This is a genomic window from Nocardia arthritidis, assembly GCF_011801145.1.
GTDB lineage: Bacteria > Actinomycetota > Actinomycetes > Mycobacteriales > Mycobacteriaceae > Nocardia > Nocardia arthritidis_A.
This window is the reverse complement of sequence record NZ_CP046172.1, coordinates 5,295,874-5,322,320: the sequence shown is the minus strand read 5'-3', so window position 1 is coordinate 5,322,320 and position 26,447 is coordinate 5,295,874. Positions and strand designations below refer to the sequence as shown.

The 26,447-nt window shown below is 67.2% G+C and carries 26 protein-coding genes; 16 read left to right on the top strand and 10 right to left on the bottom strand.

The features are described 5' to 3' along the window. Window positions 1–7: 7 nt before the first annotated feature. Window positions 8–823, top strand: a complete 816-nt coding sequence (locus F5544_RS46485) for a hypothetical protein (protein WP_238846616.1) — start codon at window positions 8–10, stop codon at window positions 821–823. 13 nt (window positions 824–836) lie between these two features. On the opposite strand, the gene F5544_RS23965 is transcribed toward F5544_RS46485, so the two are convergent. Next, on the bottom strand, window positions 837–1,748 hold the full coding sequence (locus tag F5544_RS23965) for an oxygenase MpaB family protein (RefSeq protein WP_167475278.1): 912 nt from the start codon (window positions 1,746–1,748) through the stop codon (window positions 837–839). Between the two features lie 320 nt (window positions 1,749–2,068). On the opposite strand from F5544_RS23965, the gene F5544_RS23960 reads away from it, so the two are divergent. Then, a complete protein-coding gene (locus F5544_RS23960; RefSeq protein ID WP_167475277.1) occupies window positions 2,069–2,368 on the top strand; it encodes a hypothetical protein in 300 nt (99 codons plus the stop codon). Window positions 2,369–2,433: 65 nt separating this feature from the next. Here the strand turns inward: F5544_RS23960 and F5544_RS23955 are convergent, their stop codons facing one another. From F5544_RS23955 to F5544_RS23935, 5 genes are all read right to left on the bottom strand, one after another. Then, on the bottom strand, window positions 2,434–3,240 hold the full coding sequence (locus F5544_RS23955; RefSeq protein WP_167475276.1) for an LLM class flavin-dependent oxidoreductase: 807 nt from the start codon (window positions 3,238–3,240) through the stop codon (window positions 2,434–2,436). Between the two features lie 90 nt (window positions 3,241–3,330). Next, window positions 3,331–4,596 carry a zinc-dependent alcohol dehydrogenase gene (locus F5544_RS23950; protein ID WP_167475275.1) on the bottom strand — a complete coding sequence of 422 codons (1,266 nt, stop codon included), beginning with the start codon at window positions 4,594–4,596 and terminating at the stop codon, window positions 3,331–3,333. A gap of 123 nt (window positions 4,597–4,719) precedes the next feature. Continuing rightward, window positions 4,720–5,667 (bottom strand): enoyl-CoA hydratase/isomerase family protein, encoded by a 948-nt coding sequence (locus tag F5544_RS23945; protein ID WP_167475274.1) that lies wholly within the window; start codon window positions 5,665–5,667, stop codon window positions 4,720–4,722. Continuing rightward, the gene (locus F5544_RS23940; protein WP_167475273.1) at window positions 5,664–6,767 is read right to left on the bottom strand and encodes a saccharopine dehydrogenase NADP-binding domain-containing protein; all 1,104 of its coding nucleotides are present in this window, start codon (window positions 6,765–6,767) and stop codon (window positions 5,664–5,666) included. The genes F5544_RS23945 and F5544_RS23940 overlap by 4 nt, the downstream gene beginning before the upstream one ends. Before the next feature lie 12 nt (window positions 6,768–6,779). Beyond that, the gene (locus tag F5544_RS23935; protein ID WP_167475272.1) at window positions 6,780–7,934 is read right to left on the bottom strand and encodes a M28 family peptidase; all 1,155 of its coding nucleotides are present in this window, start codon (window positions 7,932–7,934) and stop codon (window positions 6,780–6,782) included. Between the two features lie 44 nt (window positions 7,935–7,978). On the opposite strand from F5544_RS23935, the gene F5544_RS23930 reads away from it, so the two are divergent. The 4 genes from F5544_RS23930 (at window position 7,979) to crcB (ending at window position 10,189) form a co-directional block, all read left to right on the top strand. Then, window positions 7,979–8,740, top strand: a complete 762-nt coding sequence (locus F5544_RS23930; RefSeq protein ID WP_167475271.1) for an AraC family transcriptional regulator — start codon at window positions 7,979–7,981, stop codon at window positions 8,738–8,740. A 278-nt stretch (window positions 8,741–9,018) separates the two neighbouring features. Continuing rightward, complete coding sequence (locus F5544_RS23925) at window positions 9,019–9,486, top strand: fluoride efflux transporter FluC (protein WP_167475270.1); 468 nt, start codon at window positions 9,019–9,021, stop codon at window positions 9,484–9,486. Continuing rightward, window positions 9,483–9,833: a DUF190 domain-containing protein gene (locus F5544_RS23920; protein WP_167475269.1), complete on the top strand. Its 351-nt coding sequence runs from the start codon at window positions 9,483–9,485 to the stop codon at window positions 9,831–9,833. The genes F5544_RS23925 and F5544_RS23920 overlap by 4 nt, the downstream gene beginning before the upstream one ends. Beyond that, complete coding sequence (gene crcB / locus F5544_RS23915) at window positions 9,830–10,189, top strand: fluoride efflux transporter CrcB (protein WP_167475268.1); 360 nt, start codon at window positions 9,830–9,832, stop codon at window positions 10,187–10,189. The genes F5544_RS23920 and crcB overlap by 4 nt, the downstream gene beginning before the upstream one ends. A gap of 8 nt (window positions 10,190–10,197) precedes the next feature. Here the strand turns inward: crcB and F5544_RS23910 are convergent, their stop codons facing one another. Next, on the bottom strand, window positions 10,198–11,214 hold the full coding sequence (locus F5544_RS23910; RefSeq protein ID WP_167475267.1) for a hypothetical protein: 1,017 nt from the start codon (window positions 11,212–11,214) through the stop codon (window positions 10,198–10,200). A gap of 92 nt (window positions 11,215–11,306) precedes the next feature. Here F5544_RS23910 and F5544_RS23905 point away from each other — a divergent pair, with 92 nt between their 5' ends. Further along, complete coding sequence (locus F5544_RS23905; RefSeq protein ID WP_167475266.1) at window positions 11,307–11,894, top strand: TetR/AcrR family transcriptional regulator; 588 nt, start codon at window positions 11,307–11,309, stop codon at window positions 11,892–11,894. A gap of 12 nt (window positions 11,895–11,906) precedes the next feature. On the opposite strand, the gene F5544_RS23900 is transcribed toward F5544_RS23905, so the two are convergent. Continuing rightward, window positions 11,907–12,296: a VOC family protein gene (locus F5544_RS23900; protein ID WP_238846615.1), complete on the bottom strand. Its 390-nt coding sequence runs from the start codon at window positions 12,294–12,296 to the stop codon at window positions 11,907–11,909. Between the two features lie 337 nt (window positions 12,297–12,633). On the opposite strand from F5544_RS23900, the gene F5544_RS23895 reads away from it, so the two are divergent. The 6 genes from F5544_RS23895 to F5544_RS23870 all read left to right on the top strand — a co-directional run bounded on the left by F5544_RS23895 (window position 12,634) and on the right by F5544_RS23870 (window position 18,832). Then, the gene (locus F5544_RS23895; protein WP_167475265.1) at window positions 12,634–13,347 is read left to right on the top strand and encodes a response regulator transcription factor; all 714 of its coding nucleotides are present in this window, start codon (window positions 12,634–12,636) and stop codon (window positions 13,345–13,347) included. A 288-nt stretch (window positions 13,348–13,635) separates the two neighbouring features. Further along, a complete protein-coding gene (gene ectA, locus F5544_RS23890) occupies window positions 13,636–14,088 on the top strand; it encodes a diaminobutyrate acetyltransferase (RefSeq protein ID WP_238846614.1) in 453 nt (150 codons plus the stop codon). Continuing rightward, window positions 14,085–15,353: a diaminobutyrate--2-oxoglutarate transaminase gene (ectB, locus tag F5544_RS23885; RefSeq protein WP_167475264.1), complete on the top strand. Its 1,269-nt coding sequence runs from the start codon at window positions 14,085–14,087 to the stop codon at window positions 15,351–15,353. The genes ectA and ectB overlap by 4 nt, the downstream gene beginning before the upstream one ends. A gap of 1 nt (window position 15,354) precedes the next feature. Beyond that, a complete protein-coding gene (locus tag F5544_RS23880; protein ID WP_167475263.1) occupies window positions 15,355–15,762 on the top strand; it encodes an ectoine synthase in 408 nt (135 codons plus the stop codon). A 2-nt stretch (window positions 15,763–15,764) separates the two neighbouring features. Beyond that, window positions 15,765–16,655 carry an ectoine hydroxylase gene (thpD, locus tag F5544_RS23875; RefSeq protein WP_428847068.1) on the top strand — a complete coding sequence of 297 codons (891 nt, stop codon included), beginning with the start codon at window positions 15,765–15,767 and terminating at the stop codon, window positions 16,653–16,655. 1,316 nt (window positions 16,656–17,971) lie between these two features. Next, window positions 17,972–18,832 carry a haloalkane dehalogenase gene (locus F5544_RS23870; RefSeq protein WP_167475261.1) on the top strand — a complete coding sequence of 287 codons (861 nt, stop codon included), beginning with the start codon at window positions 17,972–17,974 and terminating at the stop codon, window positions 18,830–18,832. Between the two features lie 10 nt (window positions 18,833–18,842). Here the strand turns inward: F5544_RS23870 and F5544_RS23865 are convergent, their stop codons facing one another. Further along, window positions 18,843–20,186 (bottom strand): hypothetical protein, encoded by a 1,344-nt coding sequence (locus F5544_RS23865; protein ID WP_167475260.1) that lies wholly within the window; start codon window positions 20,184–20,186, stop codon window positions 18,843–18,845. A gap of 190 nt (window positions 20,187–20,376) precedes the next feature. Here F5544_RS23865 and F5544_RS23860 point away from each other — a divergent pair, with 190 nt between their 5' ends. Then, entirely contained in the window at window positions 20,377–22,566 is a 2,190-nt protein-coding gene (locus tag F5544_RS23860) for an acyltransferase family protein (protein ID WP_428847067.1), read from the top strand. A gap of 48 nt (window positions 22,567–22,614) precedes the next feature. Continuing rightward, window positions 22,615–23,847: a PepSY-associated TM helix domain-containing protein gene (locus F5544_RS23855; RefSeq protein WP_167475258.1), complete on the top strand. Its 1,233-nt coding sequence runs from the start codon at window positions 22,615–22,617 to the stop codon at window positions 23,845–23,847. A 9-nt stretch (window positions 23,848–23,856) separates the two neighbouring features. Here the strand turns inward: F5544_RS23855 and F5544_RS23850 are convergent, their stop codons facing one another. Continuing rightward, complete coding sequence (locus F5544_RS23850) at window positions 23,857–24,789, bottom strand: alpha/beta hydrolase family esterase (RefSeq protein WP_167475257.1); 933 nt, start codon at window positions 24,787–24,789, stop codon at window positions 23,857–23,859. A 148-nt stretch (window positions 24,790–24,937) separates the two neighbouring features. Between F5544_RS23850 and F5544_RS23845 the strand changes: the two genes are divergently transcribed. Further along, on the top strand, window positions 24,938–26,446 hold the full coding sequence (locus tag F5544_RS23845) for a cellulase family glycosylhydrolase (RefSeq protein ID WP_167475256.1): 1,509 nt from the start codon (window positions 24,938–24,940) through the stop codon (window positions 26,444–26,446). Window position 26,447 lies beyond the last annotated feature (1 nt).

The following is a 26,447-nucleotide window of genomic DNA, read 5'->3' as shown; positions in this document are numbered from 1 at the left end:
AAAAGCTATGAGCGACATGGTGAACAAGGACGAGCGCGCCGACGCCACGGATCCGGCGATCGATAAGTCGACGCACGGTGCGTCGGCGGAATCGAGCTCGGCCGCAGGAGAAGCGGAGATGTCGCCGCAATCGGCGGCCGAATCGGAACCGGTGGAGGTAGCGGCTGCGGCGAAACCAGCAGTGGCCGTGGTGGACTCGGCGGCCGCGGACCCCGCCGTCCAGGCAGACACGGCACCTGAGGTCGATCCGGCGACCGGGACAGAACCGATTGCCGAACGAAAAGGATTCCGCCGCTTGATAACTCGCCCATCATTCAGCCGCCGCACCCGCATCGCATCGGGTGCCGCGGCCGCGCTGCTGCTCGTGGCATCGCTCGGCAGCACCGGATATCTGTTCTTCCAGAACAAGAAGCACGAGGACCTGCTGTCCGCGCAGGAGCAGGCGCGCGCCGCGGCGTGCCGGTACGCGCCGGTCCTGGCCGACTACGACGCGAAACATCTCGACGGCTACGTGAGCGCGGTGCTCGACGGGGCGACCGGCGACTGGCGTAAGCAATTCGATTCGACCAGTAAGGAATTGCGCGATGTGCTCGCACAGGGCGAGGTGGTGTCGAAGGTGAACGAGGTCCAGTGCGCGATTCGCGGCGGCGACACCGATTCCGCCGAGGCGATCGTGGTGATCGGGCAGACCATCACGAGCCTGGGCACCAAGGGCAAACCGGCGCCCGGGCAGCTGTCGATGGTGATGCGGCTGGAGCGGTCGGGCGATCGGTGGCTGGTGAACAAGGTCGACGCGCCGCTCGCGCCGCGGCCACAGCAGTGACGGCCCGTGCGGATCAGATGAGCGGTTTGCGCTTGCGAATTCGGCGGCGCACATCCCGGATCAGGAAGTGGGTCGGGTAGAAGCGGATGAAGCGCGGGATGAAGCGGTTCACGAATCCGACGAACAGGAAAAGGTGTTCGAACCGCCGCTGATCGGTATCGGACCATTCGATACCCAGCTGCGCACGGAAGTGCGGCGCAAGGAAGCCCGCGGTGAGGAATCGCAGCAACCCGCCGAAGAGCACCCGCAGGTACCAGTGGATCATCCGCAGGTGCAGTAGCTCGTCGAGGTAGGCGCGCACCTTGTCGTCGAGCACCGCCTGTTCGGCCGCGCGATTCCAGTAGGTTTCGAATTCGGCGCGGGTCGCGGGCCACATATCCGGACTCACCTGGAGCGTGGTGCCGAGTGTCGCGGATGTTCGATAGAACGCCTCGGCCTGTTCCGGGCTCATCCGGCCGTTCAGCAGCTGATAGGAATCCTCGAAACCGATGTAGAGGCAGGCGGCCACCCACAACTGGAGGTCGCGGTCGAATGCGTTGTACCGGACCGGCGCGCCCGGCTCGGACCGTACCTGGCGGTGCGCCACGTTCACGGCCTCGCGGAACGCCTCCTTATCGGATTCGGTGCCGAGGATCGCGACCGCCAGATACGAGGCCGTAGTCCGCAGGCGCTTCCACGGATGCACCAGCAGCGCGCCGGATTCCACCTTGCTGTCCGCGACGCCGTGGCCGACGCCGGGCCGCGCCATCTGCATGGCGACATTCGCGGCGGCCCCGGCGAATTGCCAGAAGTCGAGCGCGTCCGGCAGTCGCGGCGGGCGCTTGGTCGCCGAGCGGTGGACCGCCGGAATGCGGATGCGCGTCCGCTCCGTGGTGAGCGCCGGCTCGTGCGCAATGGATTCCCGCGAATTCGCAGCGGCAGTCATGGACCCGGTTCCTTCACTGTGCTGGATCTCCAGTAGTCTACGAAGAATAGATAGTAACTTAATATCACCGTCGGATGGCGACAATGTCGCATATGCTCTGCAAGACAATAGAATTGAACACCGACCTCGTACTACATTCACCGTGAATGACTGGTAACCCTTCCGGCCGGTTCCAGTCTTGCTCATACGCGCAGTGGTGGCGGCGACCGCGGCCGATGAGCGTTCGCGCCAAGGTTCGTCACGTATCGATTCGAACACGCCCGCGAGCGACACGCGCACCCGGATTCGACCATGAAGAGCTGGGCAAATACTGTTCAGCTATGACAGGTGATGTGCTCGTGGTGCGGGAGCTCGATGTGGGTGGGCGACGGGTTCGGGTGACGATCAACACGCCGCAACGGATTTCGGAATCGACCGGTATCGGCTACCTATGCCATGTCGGTATCGAAGGGTGGGCAGCGCATCCGGTGCGGCTGCAGGCGCGATCGGCTACGGTGCCGCAAACCGTGCGGACCGCGCTATCGACGGTCACCGGACGGCTCGGCATCGGCGTGGATGCCTTGCTCGGTGACGCCCACATCGGTACGAGATATCGCGAATCACGAGTTATGGCAGGGTAATTCGGCATTCGTATCGGTAGCGTGAGTCGGCCCCGGCGGATAGACCGCCGGGGCCGAACCGTTATCTACCGCGCGGCAACGACATCCGCGGCGAAGGCGTAATTCCGTTCCCAATCCGGCCCGGACGACCGCAGGATCACTCGCTCGACACCGGCCGCCCCGTACTCCGTCAACTGCTCGGCGGCCCGGCGCGGATCGTCCGACAATGCCGGTGCCACAACGGTTACCGTGGGCGCCGGGCGGCCGAACTCCGCCGCGAGCTCGCCCAGCCGGGCGATTTCGGCGGGCAGCCGCGTCAGGTCGGGTGCGATCGGAATCCACCCGTCACCGTGCGCCGCGGCCCGGCGCCGCACCCGATTCCCGGTGCCCGCCACCAGCACCGGTGGCATCGGAGCGCCGGGTGAGAGCGTCACCTCCAGGCCGTCGGCGAGCGTAGTCGGCCTGCCCTCGACGAGCCCGGGCAAGGCGGCCAATGCCTCGTCGGTGAGTTTCCCGCGCGCCTCGAACGACGCACCCGCCGCCCGCCAGCCGATATCCCCGTGCGCCGGATTCCCGGTGCCGACCCCGAGCAGCACCCGATTTCCCGATACCAGTTGCAGCGACGCGATCTGCTTGGCGGCCCAGGCCACCCCGCGTAACGCGGGCAGCATCACGTTGTACCCCACCAGGATTCGCTCGGTCACCGCCGCGGCCGTCGCCAGCACGACGGTGGTCTCCAGAATCGGCGCGCTGGCGATGAGATGATCGGTGGCCCACACCGATTCGACGCCGATCCGCTCGGCCAGCCGCGCCGCGGCCCGCACGTCACCGATGATCGGCCGTGCTGGATCGGGCGTCGAGGTGGGCAGTATCAAGCCGATCCGCACCGTCATGTGGGTCCTCCAGTCGATCTCGGGTTCGGGTCCGACCAAGGTCAGCCGATCCGGACGGTGAACTATTCCCGGATCCGTGCGCCCGCACGGCTACTCGACGAAGACGGTTTTCACCGAGTCACCGAAGATGTAGCGGCGCATGGTGTTTTCGGCGTCGTCGAGGCTGCCCTCGTCGGTGATGACATGTTCGGGATGGAATCGGCCCGATGTCATGAGGTCGAGGACGTCCGGGATGAGCGTGCGGGCGGGCGGCAGGCCGATGTGCAGCGAGATATCGCGCAGGTACATGAGCGAGGCCGGGATGGTAATGCCGCTGTGCAGGCTGCCGATGCTGGTGCAGTCGCCGTCGGGTGCGGTGTGCCGGATGGCGGTGGCCATGCCCGAGCGGGTGCCCGTCGCCTCGACGACCAGTGGCGCGAGCGGAAGCTTGGTCAGCTCGTCCGGTGAATGTGCTTGTATGCCAAGCTCTTCCGCTTGGCGGCGGAGTGCGGGGCGACGGTCGACCAGGTGTACGTCGGGCAGGCCGAGCGCCTTGGCGACGAGCCCGGTGGAGAGGGCCAATCCGGTCCCGTACGGTGGGCGACGGCCGAGTTCGCACAGGATCAGCACCCGCGCGTCGTCGCCGCGGGCGAGCAGGCCCGCCGCATGCGGCGCGATGCGGCGATAGGCATCGCTGACATTGTCGCCCAGCCCGGCCGCGGCGGCCGGGCTGATGCCGTCTGGCAGCGGTACCAGCATGGCGTCGGCGTAGGGCACCGCGAGCAGATCGCTGATGGCCCCGCCCCAGCTGCCGGTGGTCACCCCGAGTCCGTACATCGAGACCGGGGGTACGGACAGACAGTGTGCGGTATATCCCTTGGCGCAGGAAGTGCAAGTGCCGCAACTGATTTGGCTGGGGACCACGACACGGTCGCCGGGTGCGACGGTTCGCACCCCGTCGCCGATCGACACCACCTCGGCGACGCACTCGTGCCCGGGGCACAGCGGCAACGGCAGCGGGGACATGCCCAGCGCCAGTGGCCGATCCAGATCGCAGGTGGTTACCGCGATCGGGTGCACGATCGCGCCGCCGGGAGCGGGTGGTGGCGGTACCGGCACATCGCGCCAGTGGACGCGACCGCCCGGCGACACCATCAACGCCCGCATCCGCTCCCTGGTCGGCCGCCATCGCTCCCGGATCGAATCGGTGGCGAGGCGGTAGCCGCGGCTCAGCCGCGGTCCGGCGTCCCGGCTCAGCGCCACTCGCATACCGGCGGCAGTATCCGGACCGAGGAGTGTGGCCAGGTGGCGGACGTATCCTCGGGCCCGATGGCGGTGCTGGTCCGAAATCGGCTTGTTGGCATGTGAATCCGGCATGATTCCCCTCCACGGATCGCCTGAATACTACAAACTGTAGTAGAATGTGGTGTCGACCACAAGGTTCATGCGTCGCCTACCCGGTGGGGGCCTCGATACACACCGTGCGGTGGCCGGTGGTCGTCACGCCTCCGGTGTCTCGAGTCGTTCGCCGTCGAGCAGGGTGGAAAAACCTTGGCGCACAACGTCGTCCGTTATCGGATCGGCGGCGGCCAGGAAATCGCGGTAGGTGCGCAGGCGATCTCCGGCCGCGGCGGATGTCAACGTGGTGAGCAGGCTCGCGGCCTCCATCCGGGTGGCCGCGGCGAACGGCCGGGTACCCGCGTCGTAGACCATGCGCTTGATCTCGCGGACGATCAGCGGCGGTCTGTCGGCGAGACGCCGCGCGATCGCCAACGTCTCGGGCATCAGTTCGGCTGCGGGTACGGCGCGGTGGATCAGGCCGAGATCGGCCGCCTCGGCCGCATCGAGCGCGCGCCCGTCGAGCAGCAGTTCGAGGGCGCGTCCCGGGCCCACCATCCGAACCAGACGCTGGGTACCGCCCGCCGCCGCGAGTATGCCGAGCCCGGATTCGGGCAGGCCGAGCCGCCGATCGTCGGCCATCAACCGAATATCGCAGGCGAGCGCGAAGATACAGCCCATACCGAGCGCGAGACCGTTGATGGCGGTGAGGAAAACCTTGTCCATCCGGTCCATTCGGCGCAGCGCGGCGTATGTCCTTGTCATCAGCAGCAATTCGCGGGCCGGGGTGCGGCGCAGCAGCCGGTCCGCAGGTCGCAGGCGACCCAGCATGGCGTCCGCGACAACCGCTTTCGCCACCGGGTACGGCACCCGAAAAGGCAGACGCTCGGAGCCGCGCAGCAGTTCGGGCACATCGAAGTGGGTCAGATAGTTGTCGCCGTGGCCGGTGAACACCACCGCGCGCGTCGTCCGATCGTGTCGCAACCGCCTGGTCAGGTCGTCGAGCTCGACACTCATCCGCTCGTCGAAGAAGTGCCGGGGCGGATTGTCGAACCACACCACCAGCACCGGGCCCTGTTGTTCGATGCGTAACCCGCGGTAGTCGTTCATCGGCGTGCATCGATCCGGTAGCGAACCCCACTGTCGCGCAGTGCGTTCAGGAATTCCGCCGGATCGACGACCTGTGCGGCCGCCAACGGTCCGGACGCCGTGAAATCGGCCTCGATCGTGCGTGCGGCGATGCGTGCGGCGATGGGACCGGTGATATCGAAGATGCCCGGGCCCGAGAGCGTCGCGGTGCGGTGCGCACCGCCACCGGACAACCGGGCGACGATATGAAAATGCGTGGGATCGTTCGCGATTCGGGTGCGAACGCCGCCGGTGGCGGCCGCCCCGGCCCGTTCGAAGATGCGGGACAGCGGCGTCCGCGTACCCCACCGATACAACCGCGACAGTTGCGGAACGAACCGGACGGCGAAGGGTGGCAGTACGGTCGATGCCGTCATGGCGGGCCGGATGCGGCGCACCGGCACATGCCGCGGAATCGTGAGCACGTCGGGAAGCGGATACGCGACGACCCGGCGGCGGCCGATCGGCGCCGGGAAGTCCACCCACCGTGCCGCTGGCTGAGTGGTGAGTTCCACCAGGCCGTCGTCGAATTGGAGCACCGGTTGCGTGAGCCCGCGCAGCCGTGCCTCGAAGGCCGCGCCGCTCGGCACCCAATCGGTGATGTGATAGGCGATGTCGAGATCGTCCACCTGCTCGAATTCGGTTGCGGCCAGCGCGATCAGCAGGTCCGCCAGCGCGGCGTAGAAGGCGGCCGACGGCACCAGCGCGACACCGGCCGCCGCGGCGGCGGATCCGTAATCGTCGAAAAGGCCTCGGATGGCCTGCTGTTCGCCGCTGATGTCGACATAGTGGCAGCCGCCCGCGATCGCCGCGGCGGCCACCGAGGCGTAGGTGTCGGCGAACGGCCCGGCGGCATTGACCAGCGTGCGGACCCCTGCTGTCAAGTCCGCCAAACCATTTCGATCGTGCAGCGCGACCGGGTACTGGTCGATATCGCCGAGTTCGGCCGATAGCCGCCGCAGCGCCTGCGCCGAACGGCCGGCCAGCAGCACGTCGTGACCCATCGCCACGAGTTCCTTCGCGATCGCGCGGCCGGAGTAGCCGGTCGCGCCGTAGACGGCGATGGTCTTTCGCTGATCCATATCTCCAGCCCCTCAATCGATCTCGCCGCGATCCCAGGCGCGGGCGAGGTGTTCGGTGAGTTCGACGGCGTCGATGACGGTGCGCCAGCCGACGGCGTCGGCGGTGTCGGATTTCAGGTGCAGATGGCGGATCCAGCCGCGTTCGTAGGACAGCAGCGAGATCGCGCGCATACCGGCGCGTTTCGCGATGGTGGTATCGCAGACGTTGGCGAAAGTCACCGCGGGCAACTCGATTCCGGCCCGCGCGGCGACGCGCTGTGCCGCGGTGATATCGCGTTCGGCCATCCGGCCCGTGAGCCCTTCGCGGCGCGCGACCACCAAATGCTCACCGCTGCCGAGGGAATCGAGGCCGATCGCCAGCGTATGGGCGGGGTCGAATCGGTCGCGCCGGGTCAACGCCAGCATGCCGACATTCCCGGCCTCCTCACCGCCGGGCAGCAGGATGAGCACCTCGGTGTCGGCCAGCGGCGCCGCCCGCAACCGCCGGACGAGTTCGAGCACGGCGGCGACACCGGTGGCATTGTCGTTCGCGCCGGGTGTGGTCGGGCTGCGCATCGATTGGATCATCGCCAGTCCGAGCCCGCCCAACACCAGTCGCGCGACGCGCCGGACACCGGCATGCGGTACCGCCGAGGCGAGGATCGCCAGCAGGACCGGGGCGTGACTCGGCGCCGAACGTCCCGTGCGGTGTGACCGGAACCGGTTCAGCGCAACGGTTTTCGGATGCCAGACCAGACCGTTGTGCGCGGCGTCGTGGTGCGCGATCAGCACGAGGGTGCGGCGCGGCCGGTTCGCGGCGGGCACCCGCGCCGACACCGATACGCCGCGCCCCGCGGGCAGGAGTCGCCGCACCCACTGGCAGCGGCCGCCGACCTCCAGTTCGTACGAGGCGGCGACCGCGACCGACGCGAGCCGTCCCGCTGTTCCCGGCAGCGCACTTGCCGCCACCGCTCCGATGAGATGTGCCAGATGCGCTGGCACCCAGGATGATTGGCCACGGAACTCGGCGACCTCGACCGCCACCGCACCGGATTCCGTCAACCGCGCCGCCAGTAATTCGGCCGAGTCGCGTTCGCCCGGGCGGGTGGTGCGCCGGTCCAGCCGGGCCAATGCCGCCACGTCGCGGGTCATTTCGCCCGGCGGGGCCGCTGCTGTGGTTGTCGACAACGTCACCATCCTTCGCTCGAACCTGTGCGATTAGCCTGGCAGGGATGGAGGGTGTCGCGCTTTCAGAAACGTGCGGTGCGGATCGGGCCGTCATGTGGATCCGGCACGGGCACGCGGGATACGTCGGGCCCGGGCTGGCCATCGATCCACATTCCACGTCCATCGGCTGCCTGGCCGTCGGCCTGGACGGGCCGTTCGAATTCCGGGCCGACGCGCTGGGAGCGGTGCGTGTCCGCAGTGCCTATGCGCCCGCCCGGGTCACCCACCGGATCCCCGCACCCGGCGGACGGATGCTGTACCTATTCATCGATCCGCTCGCCGGAGAGCGCGATATGGCCGAAATGCGATGCACGCGGGCCGGTTTCGGTTTCGATCACCGCAACGAACGGCAACTGATCGAGGCCTGCGTCGCCGCGGAACTGGATGTCGAAGCGGTGCTGCGGCGCGCGAGCCTGCCCGCGCCGAACGCCATAGATCCGCGAATCACCAAGGTGGCCCAGCTGATTCGCGACGACCCGGCCCGCGAGATGAGCGCCGTCGACGCCGCGTCCATCGTCGGCGTCTCCACCTCCCATCTGCTGCGCACCTTCTCCGAGCAAACCGGAACAACCTTCCGCCGCTATCGGCAATGGGCGAGAATGCTCAGCGCGGCAGCCGGTTTCGCCGCGGGCCACGACCTCACCCGCAGCGCCGTCGACGCGGGCTACGCCTCCCTCTCCCACTTCAGCGCCGACTTCCACCGCATGTTCGGCCTGTCCGCCACCGCCCTACTCGCATCCGGCGTCCGTTTCGACTACGCCCGCTGACCAGCTCCGCGATCCACGCGCGCAGCAGCGCGGCTCGCAATTCGAACAGAGCGCGGTCGCCACCCGGGCCGAACGGTCGCCTGACGGAACCCGCACGGTGACGAACAGGCGGAAGCCGGTGTGTCGTATGCTGTCCGGCCAGTGGGTCCACCCCGGTGGGTGGCTCGCGCGGCGGTGGGGCCCGCCGTACCCAACCGCGGCGATCGGCCGCCAACGGTCCCTACTCGACCATCCCGGCAGGCCCGGGGCAGCGCCTCGACGATCGAGTAGGAGTGGATATGCCGACACCGCACCCCGACACCACCACCCGCACTCCGTTCGCCGCGCGGGCGCGGCCGAATCGGTCGCGCGAACAGGCCCCGGTGGTGGCGGTCGTGGCGGCGGGCGGCGCGCTCGGCGCGACCGCCCGCTACGCCGCGGGCCTGCTGTGGCCGACCGCGGGCGCCGCGTTCCCGTGGACCACCCTCGCCGTCAATGTCACCGGATGCGCGCTGATGGGCATCGTCATGGTGCTGATCACCGAGATCTGGGCCGGTCACCGGCTGCTGCGCCCGTTCCTCGGCACCGGCATCCTCGGCGGCTACACCACTTTCTCCACCTACACCGCCGATATCGAACGTCTCGTCGGCCTCGGGCACGCCGCACCCGCGCTGGCGTATCTCGCCGCGACCCCGATCGCGGCACTCACCGCGACCTGGACCACCGCCACCCTCACTCGCCGCCTGCTCACCAGGAGGATGTCATGACCCGGCTCACCGGACCCGCCCTGCGCCTGACGGTGTTCATCGGCGAGAGCGACACCTACCATCGCAAACCGCTGTTCAGCGAGATCGTGCACCGCGCCCACCGCGCGGGCCTGGCGGGCGCGAGCGTCTTTCGCGGCGTCGAGGGATTCGGCGCGTCGTCGCACATCCACACCACCCGGCTGCTCTCGCTGTCGGAGGATCTGCCGGTGGCGATCGTGATCGTCGACGACGCCGATCGCGTCCGCGCATTCCTGCCGCAGCTCGACGAGCTCGTGACCGAGGGGTTGGTCATCCTCGACGAGGTCGACGTCATCCGCTATGTCGGCCGGACGGAGCATCGGAAATGAACTGGCTGCTGGTGATTCTCGGCGCCGCCGTCGGCGCGCCCCTGCGGTACCTCACCGACCGCGCGGTGCAGACCAGGCACGACACGATCTTCCCGTGGGGCACCTTCACCGTCAACATCGTCGGCAGCCTGATCCTCGGCGCGCTGAGCGGCATGGCGGCGGACCCGCACGTTCAGGTACTCGTCGGCACCGGCCTGTGCGGCGCGTTGACCACCTACAGCACCTTCGGCTACGAAACCCTGCAACTGGCCCGCACTCGAGCCCGCTTCCAGGCCGTGGCCAACCTGGCCGCGACCATCATCGGCGGGCTGGGCGCCTACTACACCGGAACTGCTCTGGCCCAAGCCATTTCGTGAGCGCGGTGTCAGCGGGGGCGGTTCGCCATCGCCGCGAAGGCCAGCTTGGGTTCCCAGGTCTTGGCCGCGCCGCCGACGCTGTCGAACACCTTGACCAGGCCGCCGCTGGCCAGATCGAGGTCTAGCACCGGCTCGTCGCGGTGGACGAGGTCGGAGCGGGCGAAGCAGTACCAGAAGGCGGCGTCGATACCGGATTCGTCGAGGATGGCGAGCATTTCGAGCAGATGCGCGGCCTGCCCTTCCTCGTCGCGCTCGTATTCGCCGTCGAGGCGTAGCGGCGTTGCGGTGTCGGGATCCCATTGGATGACGTCCGCGCCTTTGTCGGCCCGGTCCGCCGAGCCCCGGTAGGTGACGCAGCCGAATTCCGTTACGGCCACCGGCTTTCCGAGTTTCGCGCCCGCAGCGACGAAGGTGTGCATGAGGTCGGGATAGCGGTCGGCGAGCGCTGCGGACCGGTATCCGGCATCGGTGGCGAGTACGTCGAAAATCTCCCAGTTCACCTGCTCGAACGGCAGACAGCAGTAGGTGAGCGTGCCGCGGAAGCGGGCCCGCGCGATTGCGGTTGCGCGAGCGAGGAATTCGTTGAAGGGCCCTGGCAGCGCCGCCATCGCCGTCCGGCCCGCCGGGGTGGGCAGCGCGGCGGCGCGCTGTTCGAAATCGTCGCCGGGGAAGAAGCCGTCGACGAACAGGCTCAGCTCGGAGCCTACGGCCAGCACGACATTCGCGCCCTGGACCCGTAGGCGTTCGGCGAATTCCGCGATGTCGGCGACCATTTCGAACAGTTCGTCCTGTGTGACGCCGTTGACGAACGGGCAGATCCACACCTCCAATCCGACATCCGCCGCGAGTGCGGCCGCCTGCTTCAGCCGCTCGAGGTATCCGCCGGTGATGCGGACCGCGTCGCAGTGCAGGTCGTCGTGGATGGCTCGCATATCCCGGAGCACGGCATCCGGATCGAACGGTTCGTGCGTGGTGTTGCCGCGGTGGACGAAGCCGGTGTCGTAGCACACGCCGATGGCGCGCATCGGTACCTCCTGAATGGTTAAGGTACGTTCAGTACCTTAATTTCGACCATAGCGAGGCCCCGACGGCTCCGCAAGGTACGCTGAGTACCGTTATGGCCGACGACACTCGATCAACTCGCCGCCGCGGTGCCGAACTCGAACAGGCCATCCTGCGCGCGGCCGTCGACGAACTCCTGGAATCCGGCTACCCGGGTATGACCATGGACGCCGTCGCCCGGCGGGCCGGCACCAACAAGAACGCCATCTACCGCCGCTGGCCGCACCGCGCCGCACTCGGCGTCGCGGCATATAAGCAGCTCAGCGCCGCAGCGCTGATCGTCCCCGACACCGGCGACCTACGCACGGACGCGCTGGAGTTGTTGCGGGGAGCCAACTCTCATCTCGCCTCACCCCTCGGCGAGATCCTGCGCAACCTGCTCGCCGAACTCGCACCGGAGCCGGGACTGCTGGCCCAGCTGCGCGAACGATCCGGTGAAGCGCCTTGGCTGATGATTCTCGACCGCGCCATCGCGCGCGGGCAGGCCCCCGCTGCGGCCCGGCACCCGCAGGTGGCGTCGGTTCCGATCGACTTGTTGCGCAATGAATTCGTCACGCGTGGCGTGCCCAGCGTGCCCGACGAGGTGCTCGTCGAGATCGTCGACACGGTGTACCTGCCGCTCATTCGCGGGTATGCGTCCTGAAACCGGCCGAGTTCAAACCCATTCGGTGAGGCGGACGATGATCCCGTTCGGATCTCGCATCTGGAAGTAGCGTTCGCCGGAATTCTCGGCCCACTCCGAATAGTCGAGCGGCGTCACGATTTCCGCGCCCGCCGCCCGCAGCCGGTCGTATTCGGCGTCGACGCCGGTGACGACCATCACAATGATCATGCCCCTGGTCAGCGGGCCGGCCACGGATTCGGGCTTGAAGTCCTGCATGCCGACACGCAGGTAGGCGATGTGCAGATCCGCCTCGGCGCTGAAGATCACGGCCAGGCCGTCGTCGGTGATCGTCTCGGTGAAGCCGAGGAGATCGATCATGAAGGCCGCCGATGCGTCCGGATCGGGGACGTTGACCATAATCGCGCCGCCGAGGACGTTCAAGGTGCCGCCTCCTCTGTCGGGGTGAGCCGAACGAGATGTTTGCCTGCGCCCCCGGCGTTGTGCTGGCCCGTATGGAATACCGACCGCCACCGGTGATCTTGGTGAAGCGAGATTCTGTAGCTGTCTGATAGCTGATGGTAGGTCCGATTGATCCGGTTGGCTCGGTGTCATGCGACACGCCGATCGCTCGCGCGCGTCGTTTGCCCCGATGTGGCCGATATCGCCCGGTCGCCGGTGTTTGGCGGGATTGCCGGGGTGGTAACCCGAAGAGCGGTGTTGGCTTGATTGTTGCGCTGTCCGTGCGTGCCGCGGTGCGGGCAGGGATTGGGGTCGAGGCATGCTCGCGAGGGTGTTGTTCGTCGAGGACGGCGGGCGGGCCCGTGCCGAATTGCGGGATGCGATGGCGGGGGAGGGATACCGGATCGCGGCGGCAGCGGCGGGGGCGGACGCGCTCGACCAGCTGCGGGCCAACGGCGCGCCGGACGTGGTGCTCGTCGATCTGGTGCTGGGGGATATGGATGGATTCAGCTGCATCCGGGAGATCCGGCGCGATCACGACGTGCCGATCATGGTGGTGACCGACCGGGACGACACACACGACGTCGTCGCCGCGCTGGAGGCGGGCGCCGATGATTTCGTCTCCGAGCCGTTCGAGGTCAAGGAGGTCACCGCGCGGGTGCGGGCGCTGCGGCGCCGCGCCGAGCGGGCGATGCCGCGCGAGGCGGACCGGGAGCGTCTGGTGCTCGACGCGCACCCGGCGGCGCCGCTCGAGCTGGCGCAGGACCGCGGCACGGTACGCCGCGGCACGAAGGATCTGCAGTTGACGCTGACCGAGTACCGGCTGCTGTGCGAGCTGGCCGGGAATGCGGGGCGGGTGGTGAGCCGCCCGGCCCTGCTCGAAAGTGTCTGGGGTGGCGAGTATTTCGGCGACGAGCGGATCGTCGACGTCCATGTCCGGCGGTTGCGCAAGAAGATCGAGCGGGATCCGTCGGAGCCGCGCATCGTGGTGACGGTGCGCGGTCTGGGCTATCGGCTCGACCCGCCGGACTGATCGACCCGAATTTCCCTGAGTTCCTTAGCCATTCGCCGGATGGTTCAAACCTTTCGTGTCCGAGAACACATGATTTCGCAGCTCGTGACCCGGATGTCACACGACTGTAATGTTCTCGCCCCGATGATCTCAAAGTTCGTCGGCAAGCCTGGATTCGTCATGCACAACGAATCAAGCACGCAAACGCAGCAATCCTCGCGGAGCGCGCCGATTTCCACTACCGCGCCTTCGCATTCCATCGACACGAGGCCGGTCGTCCGGCATCCGGTCGCCGCGGACGGTGCGGCGATGTGGCGGATCGCACGGGATTCCCGGGTGCTCGACCTGAACTCGAGCTACGCATATGTGCTGTGGTGTCGCGACTTTCGCACCACATCCGTCGTCGCGGAAATGGCCGGCGAGGTAGTCGGTTTCGTCAGCGGCTACCTGCGGCCCGCGGCGCGGGACACCCTTTTCGTCTGGCAGGTCGCGGTGGAGCACCGCTGCCGCGGGCGCGGCGCGGGCGCGGCCATGCTCGACCATCTGGTCGGCAGCCTTGTGCGCCAGGGTGTTTCGAAGCTCGAGACCACCATCTCGCCGGACAATCGGGCGTCCATCGCGATGTTCACGTCGCTGGCCCGCCGCCACGGTGCGCAACTGACCCAGCGCCCGCTGTTCGAAGCCGCCGATTTCCCCGACCGGCATGCCGCCGAAGAGCTGTACCGGATCGCGCCGTTGAACCGACAGGAGATACACCGATGACAACTGCTGAAGTGACGATATTCGAACTGCTGGAATCGAACGTCCGAGGCTACTGCCGCGCCTGGCCGACCGTCTTCGACACCGCCCGTGGCGCGCGGTTGCGCGACGAGGACGGCCGCGACTACCTCGACTTCTTCGCCGGCGCGGGCGCGCTCAACTACGGGCACAACAACCCGCGACTGAAGGCGGCTCTGCTCGAATACATTGCGCGCGACGGCATTACCCACGGACTCGATATGTCCACCGTGGCCAAGCGCGACTTCCTGCGCACGCTCTACGAAGTGGTGCTCGCGCCGCGCGGGCTCGACTACAAGGTGCAGTTCCCCGGACCCACCGGAACGAATGCGGTGGAGGCGGCGCTGAAACTGGCCCGCAAGGTGACCGGACGCACCGGAATCGTCCACTTCACCAACGCATTTCACGGGATGACGCTCGGCTCGCTCGCGGTGACCGGCAATGCCGCCAAGCGGGCGGGCGCCGGGGTGCCGCTGGTGCACGCGACGCCGATGCCCTACGACGGATATTTCGACACCGGCGATATCGATCTGGCGTGGATCGAGCGCGCCCTCGACGACGCGTCCTCGGGCATCGACACCCCGGCGGCGGTCATCGTCGAATGCGTGCAGGGTGAGGGCGGGGTGAACCTGGCCCGTCCGGAGTGGCTGCGCCATCTCGCCCAACTATGCTCGGCCCGAGGCATTCTGCTCATCGTCGACGACGTGCAGATGGGCTGCGGTCGCACCGGGCCGTTCTTCTCCTTCGAGACCGCGGGCATCACACCGGATATCGTGACGCTGTCGAAGTCGATCGGCGGCTACGGTTTACCGCTCGCGCTGGTGCTGATGCGGCCGGAACTCGACCAGTGGGCGCCCGGTGAGCACAATGGCACCTTCCGCGGCAACAACCCGGCCTTCGTCACCGCTCAGGCGGCCCTCGACCAGTACTGGGCGGATGACCGGCTGGAGCAGGACACGTTGCGCAAGGGTGCGATCGTCGGCGAAGCATTGCGTGGTCTGGCCGATTTGTCCGACGGAATCACCACGCGCGGAAGGGGTTTGGTACACGGCCTGGCCTTCGACGACGCATCGGTCGCGGGCAAGGTGTGCCAGTGGGCATTCGAGAACGGCCTGCTGCTGGAGACGTCGGGTCCCTGCGACGAAGTGGTGAAACTGCTTCCGCCGCTGACGATCACCGACGCGGAGCTCACCGAGGGCCTCGATATCCTCAGCGCGGCCGTGACCACCACCATCGGAGCGGGGCGCTGACATGATCGTGCGCAGCACCGAGGAAATCACCGGAACCGAGCGCGATGTGGCCGGAACCGGTTGGCGCAGTAAGCGAATCGTGCTCGGCGGCGACGGGGTCGGCTTCTCCTTCCACGAGACGACCATCGAGGCGGGCACCGTACACGAATTCCACTACCGCAACCACATCGAGGCGGTCTGGCTGGTGGAAGGCGAAGGGACGCTGACCGATCTCGACAACGACGTCCGCTACGAGCTGCGGCCCGGCTCGATGTATCTGCTGGACGGACACGAGCGGCACCGGCTGGAGGTCCGCGTCGGCATGCGGATGATGTGCGTATTCAACCCGCCGGTCACCGGGCAGGAGGTTCATGACGAGGACGGCGTCTATCCGCTGGTCGCCGTCGGAAATGGGAGTGCTGCCGAATGACCATGAGTGACAATCGTTTCGCGGAGTCGGCCGTCGATCGGTATCCGACGCGCACCGCGGACCGGGCCGTCGCCGTCGAGCGGCCCGACCCTACGGTGTGGGGCGCCGTGGAAACCCCGGAGCTGGCCGGCTTCCGCGATAACGGCTTCGCGATCATCGACGGTCTGCTGACCATCGGCGAAGTGGATCGGGTCTCCGCCGAAATCGACCGACTGGCAAGCGATCCCGCGCTGCGCGGAGATGAGCGGGTGATCACCGAGAAGACTTCGGACGAGGTGCGCTCGATCTTCGAGGTACACCGGATCAGCCCGCTGATCGCGGATCTGGTGCGGGAGTCGCGGATCGCCGGGCTGGCCAGGCAGGTGCTGGGCTCGGAGGTGTACATCCATCAGAGCCGGGTGAACTATATGCCGGGATTCCGCGGCGCCGGATTCTACTGGCACTCCGATTTCGAGACCTGGCACGCCGAGGACGGAATGCCGTCACCGCGCGCGGTGAGCCTTTCGATCGCGTTGTGCGACAACGTTCCCTACAACGGCAGCCTCATGCTGATCCCGGGATCGCATCGTACGTTCGTGCCGTGTCAGGGCCGCACACCGGCGAAGCACTACCAGGAGTCGCTGCGCGAGCAGCAGATCGGTGTGCCCGCGCCCGCCGACATCACCGAGCTCGCGCACCGGCACGGCATCGCGCAGTTCACCGGAAAGGCCGGTGCGGCACTGCTGTTCGACTCGAACATCATGCACGGTTCGGCGAACAACATCACGCCGTTCCCGCGTTCCAACCTGTTCATCGTGTTCAACAGCGTCGAGAACACCCTCGACGCGCCGTACGCGGCGGACGCTCCCCGCCCCACCTATTTCGCCAGCCGCGATTTCACGCCGGTGATCTGATCGCGGCCGTCGCCGAAATCGGCCGGGCGCTACCGTATTCCGAACGGTAGCGCCCGGTCGGTTCCTCGGTGATCCGACCGTCTCGCGGACTCATATCGGGCGTCCGCTCGCGGATGCGGATCAACTGCGCAGGTCAGCCTGGGAGCTGATGGTAGAGCCGCAGGAGTTCTTCGGCAGTGGCCCGAGCAGCGGTGCAACCGCTGTTGGCCGTGATCCGGATTTTCTCGAATTTCCCGGGGTTGTCGCGGTCGAGACCGGGCACGGGCGGCTGCGGCGGGACCGTGACTTCGATCGAGCAGTAACCGTAAGACACGCCATCGAGGGAGGAAGAAGCGTCGCCGTCCTTGGCGTTCTCGATGGCCCGCAGTCCGCCGATCTCGACTTCCTTCCCATCGCGGGTGCCCCTCTTGCACGACGTGGCTGACGGCGTACTTGTATTCGTCGTTGACGAACTTGTACTGGATGTTCTGGAACGTCGAGGGGTTGCCATCGTCCAACTGGAAGGCACATACCCACGGATCGGCATTCCATTGCGCCCTGAAGTAGACGTCTCCGGTCCGCGCGGGGTGGTCGTTGTCTTGCGTCATCAGCGAAGGGCGGTGTCCCTGCCCGAGTTTGCCGAGCACGGCGCAGGGGTCGAGGGTGGCGAGTCGCGAGTTCATGTATGCGCGTTGCGATGTCGCTCGCAGCGGACGCTCGGCCCGGTGGTCGAGCCGCTTGGGCGAGATCCCGCGCCACCGTGCACGCATCGGGCAGATGCCTGACGTCCACGTCGAAACGCAGCTTTTCGTCGAGGGTCACGCTCGCCTGGCAGCTGTCTTTTTCGGATTGGTAGGCCGTAGAAAAGATTCGACCGATGTCGGGCTGAGGCGTCGGCGGCAGCAGGGGGAATTCGGGCCCGGCGTTGATCCAGCTACGGTTGGGACTGTCAGGGGTACGGAAGACTACAGCACAGTCGCCGAAAAAATCCGTGGCACCGAAGTATGCCGGTGTCCCGATCCGTTGTATCACCGCGTCGTCGACGTAACCGCACGGATCCAGCGGGCGGAAGGTATCGCGCAGGGCGACCGTGTCCCGGTCCGGTGCCGACAGGAATGTCGGATACGCAGGGTGCCCGGCCGGGTTGTGCCCGGCCGGGTTCGTCTGCGGGGACGCACACCCCGCGACAGCACCCGACAACAGCATCACGACAGCAACGATCGCTCTCCTCACCCCGCGGATCCTACGGGCGCTTCGCCGCATTCGCCCGATTCGATACGGGACCATTACGCCCGGCGCGTACTACATATGTAGTATAGCGCCCGAAGGAGGGACCAATGCTGATTGATTTCGTTCCCGACGGGGACCTGTATCCGTTCGAGTCGCGGTGGTTCGACTCGTCCGTCGGCCGGGTGCACTACATCGACGAGGGGACCGGGCCGACGATCCTGTTCTGTCACGGCGCTCCGGCGTGGAGTTTCCTCTACCGCCATATCGTGCGGCGGCTGCGCGACCGGTATCGGTGTGTCGCCGTCGACTACCTGGGTTTCGGATTGTCCGAGCGCCCTGCGGGTTTCGGTTACACCGTCGCCGAACACACCGCGGTCCTCGGCGAGCTGATCGATCATCTGCGGCTGGACGGCTTCGTACTGATGGGACACGATTGGGGCGGGCCGATCGGTCTCGGCGCGGTCACCGAGCGCGCGGACCGTGTGCGCGGAATCGTGTTGGGCAACACCGTATTCTGGCCGATCGAAGCGCTCGCGAATCGGGCCTTCAGCATGGTCATGAGCAGTCGTCCGATGCAGCGGCGGATCCTCGAGCGGAATTTCCTCATCGAGCGCGTGTTGCTCGGGGAGCTGGGGCACACGCTCACCCCGGCCGAGGCCGACCACTATCGCGCCGTGCAGCCAACTGCGGCCGCCCGGCGCGGACTTGCCGTGATGCCCAAGGAGATTCGCGCCGCCCGCCCGCTGCTGGACCAACTCGCCCGCGACGTGCCCGCCCAACTCGGCGATAAGCCGACCCTTTTGGTGTGGGGGATGCGTGACATGGTGTTCCGTCCGAACGACTGCATCCCCCGAATGCGCTCCGCCTTCACCGATCTCGACATAGTCGAGCTGCCGAACGCTCGGCATTTCATCCAGGAACACGCACCGGACGCGATCGCGACGGCGATCGCGCGGCGCTTTCGTTGAGTACTCCGGATCAGCCGATGAGGATGGTGGTCACCGACATCGGGGGCAGGGTGAGGGATATCGGGCCGGTGCCGTCGATGGTGATGGTGCCGATGTTCTGGGGTGCGTTGGCGTTCGTGTCGGTGCTCTGCCATTCGACGGCGCTGCCCGCCGACAGACCCTGATAGTTGACGGTGGTCGGTTGGGTGGTCGTCGCGGTGTTGACCAGCACGATATTTCGCTGATTGGTCGATGCGAATGCGTAAAGGGTCGCCGTATCGGATTTGGTGGGGATCATGCTCGCGCCGAACGAGCGGAACAGCCCCTCGCCGGTGAACATGCCGATCCCGTGGTAGATCGGCAGCGGCTGATTCCGTGCGAATCCTCCTTCGCCGTTCTCGCTGGTGAGGCCGAGCTGCCCGTTCTTGTCACCGTATTGCAGTGCGACAGCGCCCTTTCCGAGGATGGTGCCGAGCACGGCCGCGCCCCAGACGGTGTTGAAATGGGTGAGCGTGCGTGGGTCGCCCGACCAGGACAGGTTGAATTCGCCGATCTGCATGCCGATCGCGCGGCCGGGCACCGCGGCGTCGATCCTGGCGCGCATATCGGCCAGGGTCGTGCCGTAGCCGCGCACGACCTTGCCGAGCAGATCCGCGTCGGAGTAGTTGGTGTCGCCGCCCTGTCCGTAATCGTGGATATCGATGAAGTCGGCGCGCTGGCCGGAGTTGGCCAGGAAGGTGTCCAGGTATCCGGTGTTGTAGGAGGCCAAGGCCGGACCACCGATGGTGATATTGGAGTTGATCGCCTTGAGCGCGTCGTTGATCTGATTGAACCGCGAGCTGTATTCGGTGGCGGCCATATGCTTCGGGTTGTAACTGTTGTCCAGCTCATTGCCGACGATGAACCGCGTCACCGGGGTGGCGGTCGCGGCGAAATGCTTGTAGATGTTCACCGCGTCGGTGACGTCGAGCTGCGCGGCATGCCTGCCGTCCAAGGGCAGGACGATGGTCGGGGCGGCGCCCAATCCGACCATGGCGGACACCCAGTCGTCGGCGGATTGGTCGGTCGCGCAGTGGTCGCCGCCGCATTGCAGATGGCTGGCCGGATCGCCGGGCGTCGCGTAGGCCAGCTCCATCCGCAGCGTTCGCGGCGCGAGCGCGGCCATCCTGGCGCGGTGGTTCTGGCTGTTGGTGATGTAATCGCCCTGGCCGTAGCCGGTAATCGAGGTTCCGATCGAGGTCGCCGGTGTCGGCATGCCCGCCGCGTTGAAGTCGATCGTGACCGTCGCGCCCGTATCCGCGTGCGCGGGCAACGCCGATCCCGTCATCAGGATCACGCCCAGCGCCGCCGCGATCAGTGCCCTGTCCCTGTTCAATTCCACTCCAACCCTTTTCGCGATCTTGATCGCCGACGGTACGCGCGGTCCGGCCGACGGTGGCCCGCGGGCCGTCCAGGTGATCGCCGGAGCCGCCTGAACGACTCCGCTCGTAAGGGCGTCCGCAATCGCTGTTAGACAGGCTTGAAGTTGTTGCGGTACCACCGAATCGGCCGACACCATGCTTGCCATGGTGGCAGCCGTGGATCGGGGGCCGGGAATTCGGCGGGCCGAGTCACGGGCGGCCGGTGCTCGGCCGGAGCGGGTCTTCCGGTCCGATATCGAGGGGTTGCGGGCGGTCGCGGTGCTCGCGGTCGTGCTGTTCCACGCGGGGCTGCCCGGAATCGGCGGCGGATTCGTCGGTGTGGATACCTTTTTCGTGATTTCCGGATTCCTGATCACCGGCATGCTGTGGCGGGAAGTGCGGGATACCGGCCGGGTTGATTTGGCGCGGTTCTACGGTGCTCGGGCGCGGCGGCTGCTGCCCGTCGCGGGAATTGTCCTGGTGGTCACGGGAATTACGGCCGCGGCGCTGTTGCCGCCGTTGCGGGCCCGTGCCGTGCTCGGCGACGGTATCGCGAGCGCGCTCTACGCGGGCAACTATCGGCTGGCCGTGCGCGGCACCGACTATCTGAATGCCGATGCGCCGCCGTCGCCGTTCCAGCACTACTGGTCGCTGGGCGTGGAGGAGCAGTTCTATTTGCTTTGGCCCGCGGTCATTCTCGGCATCGCCTGGTTGCTCAGGCGCGGAGGCGGGCGGCATGCGCGGCGGACGGCGTTGCCGTATTTCGCGGTGCTCGTGCTGATTTCGGCGGCATCCTGGTCGATCTCGCTGAGTTGGACGCGTACGTCGCCGCCCTGGGCCTTCTTCGCCCTGCCCGCACGGGCCTGGGAGCTGGCGGCGGGTGGGCTGATCGCGCTATCGGTACCGGTCTGGCGCCGATTGCCCGCGCCGCTGAGCACCGTCGCCGGTTGGCTCGGACTCGGCTCGATCGTCTTCGGTTGCGTACACCTGGGCAGTGCGACGCCGTATCCGGGCACCGCCGCGCTGCTACCCGTCGCCGGAACCGCGCTCGTCATCGTCGGTGGTTGTGGCGCACCATATTTCGGCGTCGGCCGAATGCTCGCGCTGCCGCCGATGCGGGCGCTCGGGCGGTTGTCCTACTCCTGGTATCTGTGGCACTGGCCGGTGCTGACTCTCGCGCCCGCGGCGCTCGGCCATCCGCTCGGTCCGATGGATTCCGTTGGCGCGGTCGGACTGTCGGGTGCGCTGGCGGTCCTGACGCTGCGGCTGATCGAGAACCCGATTCGTTTCGCGGCGCCGCTGCGGCGTTCGGCGGCGCACAGTCTCGCCTGCGGCGCCGCGGTGACGGTCGCCGCGGGTGCGGTGAGCACAGCGCTGCTCGTCCTGGTACCCGCCCCGGTCGGCCGTGGCGCAGCGGCGGAGGCGCTCACTGTCACGGCCGAACCCACGCCCTCGGGCGAATCGTCGCCGACGGTCGGACCGTCGCCCACCGCCGATCCGGCCGCACGGCTGATCGCGCAGGTGCAGGCCGCGATCGTCGCCTCGGCCGAAACTCGGGCCGTCCCTTCGAATCTCACCCCGGCGCTGGCGGATGCGCCGGGGGACCGGGCGAGGGTATTCGACAACGGATGCGTGCGTTCCTGGCGTGATCTCGGTCAGCCCGAATGCGTCGCGGGCGACGCCGGATCGGCCACCACGGTGGCCCTGGTCGGCGACTCGCACGCGGCCATGTGGAGTCCGGCATTCGAAAAGATTGCCGCGCAGCGAAATTGGCGCCTGGAGACGATGAGCAAGGTCACCTGCCCGCTGCTCGAATTACCCATCGACAGCCCGTACCTCGGTCGCGAATACACCGAATGCGAGCAGTGGCGCACGCTCGTCATGGATCGGTTGCGCACCGAACGTCCACGGCTGATCGTCATGAGCATGTCGCGGCGCTACGGCGCGGATTTCGGGTTCACCGCTTACGATCCGGCCTGGCTCGACAGCCTCCGGCGGCTGGTGGCGCGGTTGCGCGCGACCGGTGCGGCCGTTGTGGTGCTCGGTCCGATTCCCGATCCGCACACCACCGTGCCGACCTGCCTGTCCGGTCACCTCGATGACGCACTCGCCTGTGCGCCGACCCGATCGGTGGCCGTGAACGACGCGGGTATCGCGGACGAGGTGGCGGCGACCGAGGCGGGTGGCGGGCGCTACGCCGATCTCACCGCATTGTTCTGCACCGCCGATCGCTGCCCGCTGATCGCCGCCAAGGACCTGATCTACCGCGACGACAACCACCTCACCGTCACCTATGCCGAGACGCTCGCACCGGTCGTCGCCGCACTGGTGCCTCGTGCCCTCGTGGCGGGCTGAAACCGGGGCCGATATACAGGCGGGTATCATTTAGCTTAGCCTACCCTTATGACTCTAGAGGAGGTGCGAGCAGGTGGCCGCGGGCCGGTCCGGTCGCCGCGGCGTGCACGTAAGCCGTTGCGGCGCGGTCTTATAGCGCTGCATCGCTGGTCCGCGTTGATCCTCGGGATCGTGCTGGTCGTCCAGTCGACGTCCGGCGCGATCCTGCTCTATCACGCGGAGCTGTTCCGGGCGGGGCACGCGTCGTTCTACCGGCACACCGATGGGCCGCCGGTGATCGACACCGAACGGGCGGTCGCGCTGGTGCGGGCCGAGGATCCCGGTTTCGATATCGGCTGGGCGGGGTCGGACGGCGGCGTAATCGTGGTTGGCAACAGCGATTTCACCGCCGTCTACGCGGTGGATCCCGGCACCGGCCTGCTCAACGGCCGGGTGCGGCTGACCGACGGTGTGCTCGGCTGGCTGATCAACCTGCACGACTGCGCATTCGGTTGTCCGCGCTACTCCGGTGCGCTGCCCATCATGAACGACCAGCCGCCGCTGATCGGTATCACCTGGGCCGCAGTGATTCTCGGCATCATGGGGCTGCTGTTGGTGCTGCTGGCGGTATCCGGCGCCATCATCTGGTGGCCATCGATCCGGCGTCTGCGGCACGGATTCCGGGTCCGGTTGCGCAAGGGCCGATTCGCCCGCGACCGCGATCTGCACGATGTGATCGGAATCATCAGCGTGCCGTTCCTGCTGATGTGGGGCATCACCGGGACCGCGATCGAATGGCCCGCCGTCGAACGGGCCTGGCTCGGCGCGACCGGTGGCGATACGAATCTCGAACGGCCGCAAGATGTTTTCACACCACGCGCGACCGATCGCGGCGCTCCGGTGTCGATCACCGACGCCGGTGAGATCGCGCTGCGCGCGGCCCCGGGACGGCTGGCGTATCTGATGCTGCCCACCGAAGCCACACCGTACTACCGCGCGGCGATCGCGGGCGCGTACTCGCCTTACGAACACCGCGCGTTCTACAGCGGCGATGTCCTGGTCTACATCAATGCCACCGACGCCGCCGATCTGAAGGTGGTCGATGCCGGTCGCGACCGGCCGCTGGCAAATACGTTCTACGCCAAAGTTTTCGAGCCCGCACACTTCGGCTGGCTGGTGAACGGTTGGTGGCGGCTCATTTGGTTGGCGTTCGGCCTGACGCCGCTGGCGCTGGCCGTCACCGGACTGTCGAGCTGGCTGTTCCGGCGCGCCACCAAGCGCAGACGCCGCGCGGCCCGCTGACCGGTCCGGTCAGCCGCACGGATGGTGCGGTTGCGTCATCGAATGCGAGAGCAGGAAGGTCATCATGTCCCGACGGAACTGGTCGCCCCACGGCTGCTGCACCAGCAGCGCGCCGAGCTGATGTTCGGACAGTGTGAGCGTCCAGAACTGGGCCAGTTCGCACCCGGCCGGACTCCGGTAGCGCTCGACGACGGCGGGAATGGGCACACCCTGCGGCGGGCCGCTGAATTCTGTCGAAGTCGGTTGGGGCGTAACGGATCCCGGATCGATCATATTGTCGGCCTGCAGCCACTGGGACAGGTTGATCCGGCCCACCGGATAGATGCTCGCCTCGTCGAACAGGCTCTGCATGAAGAATGTCGGCACCGCCCGTGCCCGCGGGCCCATCTGGGCGATGATCGCGCCGCCGTCCCCGGTCAGCTGGTACGGCGTACCCGCCAACGGCGCGGCCGCCGCGTACAGGTCGGGATAGGCCGCGGCCATGACCGTCGACATCGCGCCGCCCGCCGAATATCCGCCGACGTAGACGCGCGACCTGTCGAGCTTGAATTCGTCGATCAGCGAGGTGGTGATTCCGGCGATTATCGATGGCTCGCCGCTGTCGCGCCGATTGTCGTCCGGATTCCACGGATTCCAGCACCAGCCCGGATTCGCGGCCTGATCCTGCAGCGGATACGCGAGCACGAATCCCATCTGATCGGACTGCGGAATCAGCGGAAGGACCGCGGGCCGATTCTCCTCGACCGGATCGATACAGCCGGGTAGGAAGATCATCAACGGTTTCCCGGTGGCATCGCCGGGCGGCAGATGCAGGTAGTAGTGCCGAGCGCCCGCGGCGTTGGCGTAAACGCGCTCGACATAATCATCCGCATTCGCCCGCGGCGCGATCAGCGCACCGGCCAGCAGCGCTGTGGTCAGCACGAGCAGAAGACGAGTGCTCATGCCGAACGAGGTTAATCCTCGGGCACGCCGTTTCGGTGTGATGTACTTCATTTCACCGGATAGCGGGGGAAATTCGCGAGCTGCGACGAAATTATCGGATCACCGCCGCATATCGATTCCGGGCGAAGGCGCGTTGTATCTTGTCGGAATGTCGCAGCCCCGGGTGGTTCGCAGGACAGTGCTCGGTGTGGTCGTCGCCGTGGCCGCGACATTCCTGTCGAGCGGGCACGGCGCCGCGGATCCGGCGGTGGCCGGAGCGGTCCGCACCGCCGGGAAATGGTTCACCGACGCCGCCGGACGCGTCGTCGTATTCCACGGCGAGAACGTGGCGAACAAGAAGCCGCCATATACGCCGTCGGCCACCGGATTCGGCGAACCCGATGCCGAACTGCTGGCCGACGAGGGCTTCGACGCGGTGCGCATGCCGATTGTCTGGGAGGCGGTGGAACCGCGGCCCGGACAATACGACGACGGGTATCTCGCCGATATCGCGGACACCGTCGCCACGCTGCATCGGTATGGCATAGGCGTGGAAATCGAATTCCACCAAGACCTTTGGTCGAGCGTGATCGGCGGGGAGGGCGCACCGGCCTGGGCGACGATCACCGACGGCGCACCCGACACCTCGCACGATCTGGTGGCCGCGAACCTGGGCAATCCGGCGTTCTGGAACGCGACCCAGAACTTCTTCGGCAATGCGCCCGGACCCGATGGCGTCGGCATCCAGACGCGATTCATACAGATGTGGCAGCACGTGGCGGCCTATTTCAAGGGCAAACTGGGAGTTATCGGCTACGGTCCGCTCAATCAGCCGCCGGCGGGCGGGGCCTTCCTGCCCTGTTTGGCCAACGCGTGCCCGCCGCCGATCATCGATTCGCTACGCGCATTCGACCGCGATGTCGGCGTCGCCATCCGATCGGTCGATCCGGATACCCCGATCTGGCTGTCGGGCGTGATCACGACGAACTACGGCACCGCGGCGGATCTCGGCGCGCCGCCGGTGGCGGGCACCGCATACGGATTCAATGTGTATTGCGTGGTCCAGGCGTTGCAGGGCGGCGGAAGCGGGGGCTGCGATCCGCAGTGGGAATCGGATATCAACCAAGCCGCGGTCTACACCGACGCGGTCGGAATCCCGCCGGTGGTCACCGAATTCGGCGCGACCGGCGATCGAGGCGCGCTGGTGCGCAATCTCGATCTGTTCGACCAGGACCGCGTCGGCTGGTTCAACTGGACGTATTTGGGCGGCGATCCGGCGACCGTCGCCAAGAACCCGGACGACCAGGCGATCGTGATCGACGCACATCTGCCGCGAACTCCGGGCAATGTGCGCGAATCCAATCTCGACGCGCTGGTGCGGCCCTACCCGAAGCTGACCTCGGGCACCCCGATCGAATGGGGCTACAACGTATCCGGCCACGAGTTCACCTACCGGTGGGACACCCGGCGCGCCGACAATGACGGGCGATTCCCCGACGGTTCGGTCACCGTGATCAGCACGCCGCACCGGTCGTATCCGGGCGGGTATCACGTCCGGATCATCGGGGGTCGTCAGGTGTCCGAGCGGCATGCCGCAGAGCTGAAGGTCGCTGGCTGCGCGGCCGAGGTATCCGTTACGGTCATGCCGGGCGACGGACCGGATCAAGAGGGTTGCTGAG